This window comes from Photorhabdus laumondii subsp. laumondii, assembly GCF_003343245.1.
Lineage (GTDB): Bacteria > Pseudomonadota > Gammaproteobacteria > Enterobacterales > Enterobacteriaceae > Photorhabdus > Photorhabdus laumondii.
The window spans coordinates 5,679,033-5,687,677 of the sequence record NZ_CP024901.1 but is presented as its reverse complement, the minus strand read 5'-3'; the positions used below and the strand labels follow the sequence as shown (position 1 = coordinate 5,687,677).

The window sequence follows — 8,645 nt, the reverse complement described above, 5'->3', positions numbered from 1 at the left end:
GCTTTTTATCCACAGGATAAAATTGTGTGTGAAATAAAGAGCTGTAAAGGGGTTGTAGTGGAATTATGGAGGATGCCAAATGCAGATCGAGAATAAGCCGGTATTCAAAATAAAATCGGACCAAGGATCATAACAAAAAACGAAGATCTGCCAGTGATCGTTGCGCTTTGTTCAGTAGTCCGTATAATATTGCACCCTATGTGCGTATCAGAGTTTTTACCGATAATGTTTGGTGAAGGGTCTGGTGTACGCATGGGCAGAGTGTTGGTAAACATCCGACTCAGTAGAAAAGCCGGCCGACTTTGTGTTATGTAAATTGACTCAGAGCTGTACATTTTATTACAATCCCGCTTCTTTTATATTGATGTTGCGATTGAGGCATCGGTGTCTATTTCTCACTGGCTGCCAACGCATTTACTGAATCAGTAATAATCTTAAGTTAGGTAGAAATCGCTATGAAACGCACTTTCCAACCATCCGTACTGAAGCGTAACCGTTCTCATGGTTTCCGCGCTCGTATGGCTACCAAAAATGGTCGTCAGGTTCTGGCTCGCCGTCGTGCAAAAGGCCGTACTCGTCTGACCGTTTCTAAGTAATAAAGCTAACCATCTAGTGGTTAAGCTCGCTTTTCCGAGGGAGTTACGCTTGTTAACTCCCAAGCATTTCACTTATGTTTTCCAGCAACCCCAACGGGCAAGTTCGCCAGAGATTACTATCCTTGGTCGCCCGAACGAGCTGGGGCATCCCCGTATCGGTCTTACTATAGCCAAGAAAAATGTTAAACGTGCTCATGAGCGTAACCGGATTAAGCGGTTAGCCCGTGAAAGCTTCCGTTTAAACCAACATGAGTTGCCTCCTATGGATTTTGTGGTATTGGTTAGGAAAGGCGTTGCTGAGCTTGATAACCGTGCGTTAACGGAGGCGTTGGGTAAATTATGGCGTCGTCACTGTCGTTTGGCTCGCGCTTCCTGATCGCATTAATCCGGGGATATCAGTTGGTAATAAGCCCGCTGTTGGGGCCTCGTTGTCGCTTTAATCCTACATGCTCTCAATATGGCATTGAGGCATTACGCAGGTTTGGGGTGATAAAAGGCTGTTGGTTAACGGTGAAACGCGTTTTAAAATGCCACCCTTTACATGAAGGTGGTGATGATCCTGTCCCACCCGTAAAAAACAACGATAACAGAGAACACTAACGATGGATTCGCAACGTAATCTTCTTCTCATCGCTTTGCTGTTCGTTTCTTTCTTGGTCTGGCAAGCATGGGAAGCAGATAAAAATCCGCAGCCAACGACAGTACAGGCCACGCAACAAACGGATATGCCGAGCAGTGAGAATCAAGCTGTACCAGGCAGTGGAAAAGGTAAACTTATCACGGTTAAAACTGATGTGCTCTCTTTGACCATCAATACTCGTGGCGGTGATATCGAAGAGGCTGACCTGTTAGCCTATCCTGATACCTTGGGTTCAAACCAGCCCTTCAAGTTGTTGGAAACAACACCCGCTTTCACTTATCAAGCGCAAAGCGGATTGACGGGGAAAGATGGTCCAGATAACCCGATGAATAGTGAGCGCCCGCTGTATACCGCAGCACAGGATAGCTATGTATTGGCTGATGGACAGGATGAATTGCGTATCCCAATGAATTTCGTCACTAAAAATGGCATTGTTTACGTTAAAACATTTGTCCTGAAACGTGGTGAATACGCGATTAGTGTGGATTACCGTATTCATAACACGACAGAAAAACCGTTACAGATGACCTTCTTTGGTCAGTTGAAACAGAGTGTTGAACTACCCAAGCATCGTGATACAGGCAGCAGTAACTTTGCCCTGCATACTTACCGTGGTGCAGCCTATTCTTCAGATGATACCAAATACAAAAAATATAGCTTTAGCGATATTGAAGGTGAATCTTTATCCGTGACCACCAAAGGTGGCTGGATTGCTATGTTGCAACAATATTTTGCTACTGCTTGGGTTCCTGTAGCTAATGAAACCAGCACTTTTTACACTGTTGCATTAGGTAAAGAGATGGCTGCGATTGGCTATAAGAGTGCCCCAATCTCTGTTGCGGCTAACAGTGAAAAAACAGTCTCTTCTACACTGTGGATTGGTCCAGAAATTCAAGATGAAATGGCTGCTGTAGCACCTCATCTGGATCTGTCCGTAGACTATGGTTGGTTGTGGTTTATCTCTCAGCCATTATTTAAGCTGTTGAAGTTCCTGCATGGTTTTATTGGTAACTGGGGCTTCTCCATCATTGTTATCACCTTTATTGTGCGTGGTATCATGTACCCGCTGACCAAAGCACAATACACGTCAATGGCGAAAATGCGTCTGTTACAGCCTAAATTGGCGGCTATGCGCGAGCGTATTGGTGATGATAAACAGCGTATGAGCCAGGAAATGATGGCATTGTACAAAGCAGAGAAAGTGAACCCACTGGGTGGTTGTTTGCCTCTGTTGATCCAGATGCCAATCTTCCTTGCTTTATATTACATGTTGATGGGTTCTGTTGAATTGCGTCATGCGCCATTTGCTGGCTGGATTCATGACTTGTCTGCACAAGATCCTTATTACATCCTGCCGTTGCTGATGGGTGTGACAATGTTCATCATCCAGAAAATGTCTCCGACAACAATTACTGATCCGATGCAACAGAAGATTATGACCTATATGCCCGTCATATTTACCATATTCTTCCTGTGGTTCCCATCAGGTCTGGTTCTGTACTATATCGTCAGTAACCTGGTGACAATTATCCAGCAGCAATTAATTTATCGTGGGCTGGAAAAACGCGGCTTGCATAGTCGTGAGAAAAAGCCAGCGAAATAAAACATACACCCTATGGATTTCAAGATGGATCGCGGCGGCAAGGGAGCGAATCCCCGGGAGCATAGAAAACTATGTGACCGGGGTGAGTGAGTGCAGCCAACAAAGAGGCAACTTGAAAGATGACGGGTATAGCTTCAGCCAGAATGAATATATGCTGGCCGTTGTAACAGAAAAGGCGGTCATTGACCGCCTTAACTATTTGAGTAAAAGAATAATTTGGGCGAAAAAGTCAATAGAGAGATAACTATGAATACCACGGATACGATTGTTGCTCAGGCTACCCCACCAGGACGAGGAGGGGTTGGTATTTTGCGTGTTTCCGGCCCGAAAGCCGCACAGGTCGCTGAGGTGGTATTAGGTAAATTACCCAAACCCCGTTATGCAGATTATCTGCCATTTCGTGATGTGGATGGTCAGATACTTGATCAGGGGATTGCTATTTACTTTCCGGGGCCGAATTCCTTTACTGGAGAAGATGTACTGGAGCTTCAAGGGCATGGTGGTCCAGTTATTCTCGATTTGCTACTTAAACGTATTCTAACGCTGTCTGGTGTGCGAATTGCTAACCCAGGTGAGTTTTCTGAACGCGCTTTTCTTAATGACAAACTGGATTTAGCTCAGGCGGAAGCCATTGCTGACCTGATCGATGCCAGTTCGGAGCAGGCTGCCCGTTCAGCGATGAACTCCTTACAGGGCGCTTTTTCGACTCAAGTTCACCAGATGGTGGAAGCACTTACTCACTTACGAATCTATGTAGAAGCGGCTATTGATTTTCCAGATGAAGAGATTGACTTCCTTTCTGATGGGAAAATCGAAGCTAAGTTGGATGAAGTGATAGTTGAGCTTGAGCGAGTGCGTTCTCAGGCACGTCAGGGCAGCCTTTTACGTGAAGGGATGAAAGTTGTTATTGCTGGTCGCCCTAATGCAGGAAAGTCCAGTCTACTTAATGCATTAGCAGGCCGTGAAGCGGCGATTGTGACGGATATTGCTGGTACAACCCGTGATGTGCTGCGTGAACATATCCATATTGACGGTATGCCGTTGCATATTATTGATACCGCCGGTTTGCGTGAAGCCAGTGACGAAGTTGAGCGTATTGGTATTGAGCGTGCTTGGCAGGAAATTGAGCAGGCTGATCGTGTACTGTTTATGGTGGATAGCACGACGACGAACGCGGTTGAACCTGTGGAAATCTGGCCTGAATTTATGGCTCGCCTGCCTAAATCGCTTCCTATCACAGTCGTTCGTAATAAGACAGATATGACTGATGAAGAGACAAGTATTGCAGAAGTAAGTGGTTACTCGCTAATTCGACTTTCTGCCCGTAGTGGTGAAGGAATCGATTTATTGCGTGATCATCTGAAAGAGACGATGGGTTTTAGCAGTAATACCGAAGGTGGTTTCTTGGCTCGTCGTCGTCATTTACAAGCATTAAATACCGCAGCGGAACATTTACAACAGGGCCATGAACAATTGGTGGTTGCCCGTTCAGGTGAATTGCTGGCAGAAGAGTTGCGTCTGGCGCAGCAGGCATTGAGTGAGATCACGGGTGAATTTACCTCCGATGATCTGCTAGGAAGGATTTTTTCGAGTTTTTGTATTGGGAAGTGAAGTGGTCATTTTTAAAGTGTAACGCTTCAAAACCCATCGAAACATATCAAACTGTTATATATAAACTTTTACATATATAACAGTGCTTTCTTTTTTACTTCGCTTTGATCCGCTTTACCAAAACTCCATCGCGCATTGCAAAGTCGTTTTCCGATTACTTTTAAAAAAATGGTGCTGTTTTAAAAGCGCCAAATACAGTGTGGTATACGCTGTTCCAACAGCTACAACATCTGTTACCGGAACAAGATTGTTTTTAAATGATCGTCTGCCAAATCAAACTCAGGATCTTTACCTGTTAACGCTTTCGTTAGTGGCATAATTTTGGTCCTCACACCCATTCCTCGGTAATCGACATAGCCATAATCACGCAATACTTCCATAACAATGATATTTCTGGGTGAACGCTGTCCTGCTTTCATTTTTTCTACCGTCATGGAGTTTGGTAACGAACCTGGGCTAATTACTTCAAGCCGGTCGGAATAACTAGATACCTCAATTTCAACAAAACGTGTCCAATCGCGGTGCGCCAGTGCATTGACCAATGCTTCTCTAACGGCCTCAAGTGGATAAAACCACCGTGTCTCTCGCCTTAACTCTTCATTCACCTGATCAGACTCTTGAGAAATAAAGGGACTCATAGCCTCGATAAATCTCTCAATAACGCCGCCATCGACTAGCCGTTTATCACCATTTTCAAGATCCCAGCGCCCGACCATTGGGCCATCAATGATGTCATCCAATGCAGCTTGGTATTCCTTATCTTCACCATGAAATACCATGACCCGTAAACCTGCTTGTTTGAGATAGCGTCTCGGGCTTTTACCAAATAACACCAAGCCAGCTATTGTGCAGCAAACACTGCCTGCGGCTTCGGTTAAAAAACCCAGTCCAAGTAGCCTTGCTTGCCATTCATCAGGTGTTTTAGGTACATCGGGATCTCGTAAGATGTCCTTTACATAATTGGTTAGGCGAGCGTCATCCAAACAACTCATATCTGTACGAGGCACAGGCATTACTTCGGTATGCAGCATTCCACCCAATTCGAACAATCGCATCTGCTGCTCTCTAGTTGCTAGCCTCGATGTTGTCCCAACACGAATATAGATTTCCTCTTTTCCGCTATGGAGAACGACGTAGGGCTTCGAAATGCCGATGGGAAAACTAATGACAGCAACCAGTTTACCATCATCCAATTTCACTTCTTCGTAAAACGGCAGCATCATCGGATGAATTTTGCCCTGAAAGACATTCATAACCCACTCTTCAAGATCATGCCTTTGTACGCCACTAATAGTACCGTCATCTTCCACACCCAGCAGTACCCGTCCCCCTTGGAAGTTGGCCATAGCAACAACTTCTTTGGCTAACTGCTCAGGACGTATATCATCTCGCTTAAACTCCACACCTGAATTTTCGCCATTGGCAATAATTTCCAACAATTCTGTTTTTAACATCGTTCTCTCCCAAGGAAGTAAAGCATTCAGTTAAAGCCGTACTTTTCACGACGTTGATTAAACGCACTCTTACCACCTTCCAATATATCTGCCGCTAGTTTTTGCACTTCGGGCATATCGATCGCACCCTGCTGTTCTGGCCGGATCAACCCTTTGTTATCTTCCACACTCAGCACACCAATCCATTCCGCGTCGCCAAATACCGGAATATTGGCGTTGTGGGTTGCGAACAAGAACTGTCGGCTTAGCTTGGCTCTGCGCAGCTCAGCAACGATACGCTCAGCAATAAAGGCGTTATCAAGGTTATCCTCCGGCTGATCAAGGATAAGAGGATCTTGGTTGTCCAATAGCAACAGGTGCAAAATCGCCGTACATTGTTGGCCGGTCGATAGTTCCCCAATTGGGCGGAAAACGGCCTCGCGTTCACCGTGAGTGATATTCAGCTCAATCGCCATTGTATCGGGAAGCAGCAACTCTTCTAGCTCAAGCAGTTTACGCTTAGGCAAACGGCTTAACGCTCGTACAACGGAATTAGATATACCGAAATTAGAGGTTAATTCAGCCTCACCTTGGCGAATAGTGGCAGCAAGATTAGCGGGTGTGAACTCACTCTCTAAAACCCACGCTAGTCTTTCCTGCCCAATACCCTCTAAATTGCAATCACTCAGGAAATTCACTAATTCTTGGCGGTTACCTTCAGAATTCAGACTAAGGCGTACCTTTTGATCCAACTTGCGAGTGAGCCGTTTAACCGAATTCTGCATGGCGCTAGCACGTGCACTGGTCTGCTGATCTAACTCAAGCAATAGTTTCTTCCGCTGACTATAGAGCTCGTTGAGTTGGGTTTGTCGGTTTTGCAAGGCAGTTTCTTTTGGGCGGATCTGTTCAATTTGCTTTAGTAAGGTTTGATATTCAGCACCAATCTGCCGACCTGTTTTACCCTGACTTGCAGGTATGTCTTTAAACGCATTTTCAAGTTGTTGTTCTTCCGCTCGCAACCTTTCCGACAGTTGTTGCTGTAGAGGAAGTAAATCACCAGAGGCTTTACTGGAGAGCTCTTCAACCCGGATTAAACATTGAGTTAAAGAGTTCTTTAACATTTCCAAAACTTGACGCTTTTGTTTTAAAAGATTTGAGTGTGGTAATCCTTCTAAGCTGGCATCGCTTAAAAATACCGTATCTGGCAAACTGTCTTTTAAGATGTTGATAGCTTCTTTTATTCGAGTAATTTCTTCATTAACTCTCTCATTCAGTTGTTTTTCTTTTTCCAGCGTTGGAATCACTTTCAACTTTTCATCAATACCCAGCGCCTGGAATTGTTTAGCCTGATCCAATAACTTGGGTAAGCGCTCAACTTCTGCCTCAACATCTGCTTTTTGGCTAAGCGCACGAATAATGGTTTCACGATTATCCTTAAGGCTTTCTAGCACTTCGGTTATGGCCTTATCAAACTGCTCGTGCTCACTTTCCAAGAATCGTTTAATAAGTAGGTTTCGGCTTTGTTCATCCCGAGTCATTTCATAAATTTCATTCTGACCGTACAGCTCAACGCCAGGCAGTAAATCTTTGGGGTGATAAGGTGAAATTCTGCCGTTTTCATTCTCCACCACTACTGGCTGGTTTCCATATTTGCGGCTCACCGTAAATATGCGGCCATGCATGGTTGCAGAGCGAACTCTTACTTCAACCATACCTTTTTCGAGACCTAAGTTATTTTTTACAATAGCGTCATGCTGAGCTTTCGATGCTTTACCAAAAGGTTCTAAATCAAAAGCATAGCGAATACACTCCAGCAGGGTTGATTTGCCCGTACCTCTACCACCAATCACCGCGTTTAAGTGATCCGATAATTCAATATCCATACCATCAAGATAGCCACCGACAAAACGAACACGTTCGATAGCTGACGCATAGTTTTCCGATTTGTCTGAATTTAGCCGCACTCTGGAGCCAGCATCTAAAAAAGCTTGCTTGAAAGAAGTGAAACAGGGCTTGGTCATTTTAATTAAACAAGAAGCGCCATCAGCTTTAATCTCTTCAGGCTTCGCCACATCAGCGGCATTGATGGCAGCCATTTCCCGTTTGCGGCGATAGTTATCATCTTTATTTAGGAAAACTTTACGATAAAAGTCGCTCTCTACACCCTTTAAGTCCTCAACTGAACCTGGGATCTGAGCAGCCAACAGCCCTTTATGTTGCCAAATATGATTCATCCGCCGTTTTAACACGCCATCATCATTAGTACAGTGGGCCGCGAAAATGAAACCACCCTTATCGTTTACGTAATTAATAATATCTGTGGCAGATTTCTGCACTGGGGCTTCCGGCTGGTTTATATCCACATCTAATGCTCCCAAATGCATTTTTATCTGATCAGCTGACTCTGATTCATCAAACAAGCAAACGAAGTGAATTTTCTCACTGGAAGCAACTTCAAAGCAGGGGAACACCACGATTCCATGTTGTGTAAAGAGATCTCTGATCTTTTCAAAACCATTCACTGACCCATGATCAGCTAGGCCGATGACTTCAATTCTCATCTCTAGCGCAGCATTTAACAATTGCTGGTTATAGTCATCTTCAGAAAGCGCCTGTTGCTGCCCCCGATATTTTATGTAGCCTGAAGCATTTACCTGCAATGCACACTTGAAAAAACGAGCTTTAGCGTACTTATTGGTCTGAATAGTCATACTTATACTCCACTTATACAGGCATATTCATCGTTCAGGTCTTGGTAATTT

General features: G+C 44.6%; 7 protein-coding genes. 5 read left to right on the top strand and 2 right to left on the bottom strand.

The window, feature by feature from the left end; translation table 11 throughout:
* Window positions 1-455 precede the first annotated feature (455 nt).
* The 5 genes from rpmH (at window position 456) to mnmE (ending at window position 4,450) form a co-directional block, all read left to right on the top strand.
* Entirely contained in the window at window positions 456-596 is a 141-nt protein-coding gene (gene rpmH, locus PluTT01m_RS25260) for a 50S ribosomal protein L34 (protein WP_004093983.1), read from the top strand.
* A gap of 16 nt (window positions 597-612) precedes the next feature.
* Window positions 613-972: a ribonuclease P protein component gene (gene rnpA, locus PluTT01m_RS25255; protein WP_011148961.1), complete on the top strand. Its 360-nt coding sequence runs from the start codon at window positions 613-615 to the stop codon at window positions 970-972.
* A complete protein-coding gene (gene yidD, locus PluTT01m_RS25250; RefSeq protein WP_011148960.1) occupies window positions 936-1,196 on the top strand; it encodes a membrane protein insertion efficiency factor YidD in 261 nt (86 codons plus the stop codon). Before rnpA ends, yidD begins: the two co-directional genes overlap by 37 nt.
* A 2-nt stretch (window positions 1,197-1,198) precedes the next feature.
* Window positions 1,199-2,839, top strand: a complete 1,641-nt coding sequence (gene yidC, locus PluTT01m_RS25245; RefSeq protein ID WP_011148959.1) for a membrane protein insertase YidC — start codon at window positions 1,199-1,201, stop codon at window positions 2,837-2,839.
* Between the two features lie 246 nt (window positions 2,840-3,085).
* Window positions 3,086-4,450 (top strand): tRNA uridine-5-carboxymethylaminomethyl(34) synthesis GTPase MnmE, encoded by a 1,365-nt coding sequence (mnmE, locus tag PluTT01m_RS25240; protein ID WP_011148958.1) that lies wholly within the window; start codon window positions 3,086-3,088, stop codon window positions 4,448-4,450.
* Window positions 4,451-4,683: 233 nt separating this feature from the next.
* On the opposite strand, the gene PluTT01m_RS25235 is transcribed toward mnmE, so the two are convergent.
* The gene (locus PluTT01m_RS25235; RefSeq protein ID WP_198408802.1) at window positions 4,684-5,853 is read right to left on the bottom strand and encodes an RNA/DNA-binding domain-containing protein; all 1,170 of its coding nucleotides are present in this window, start codon (window positions 5,851-5,853) and stop codon (window positions 4,684-4,686) included.
* 77 nt (window positions 5,854-5,930) lie between these two features.
* Entirely contained in the window at window positions 5,931-8,594 is a 2,664-nt protein-coding gene (locus tag PluTT01m_RS25230; RefSeq protein WP_011148956.1) for a TrlF family AAA-like ATPase, read from the bottom strand.
* Between the last annotated feature and the right edge of the window lie 51 nt (window positions 8,595-8,645).

Excerpts from the sequence above, each read along its gene's own strand:
- PluTT01m_RS25230 (WP_011148956.1), bottom strand. The coding sequence starts at position 8,594 with ATGACTATTCAGACCAATAAGTACGCTAAAGCTCGTTTTTTCAAGTGT.
- rpmH (WP_004093983.1), top strand. The coding sequence starts at position 456 with ATGAAACGCACTTTCCAACCATCCGTACTGAAGCGTAACCGTTCTCAT.
- yidC (WP_011148959.1), top strand. The coding sequence starts at position 1,199 with ATGGATTCGCAACGTAATCTTCTTCTCATCGCTTTGCTGTTCGTTTCT.
- mnmE (WP_011148958.1), top strand. The coding sequence starts at position 3,086 with ATGAATACCACGGATACGATTGTTGCTCAGGCTACCCCACCAGGACGA.
- yidD (WP_011148960.1), top strand. The coding sequence starts at position 936 with ATGGCGTCGTCACTGTCGTTTGGCTCGCGCTTCCTGATCGCATTAATC.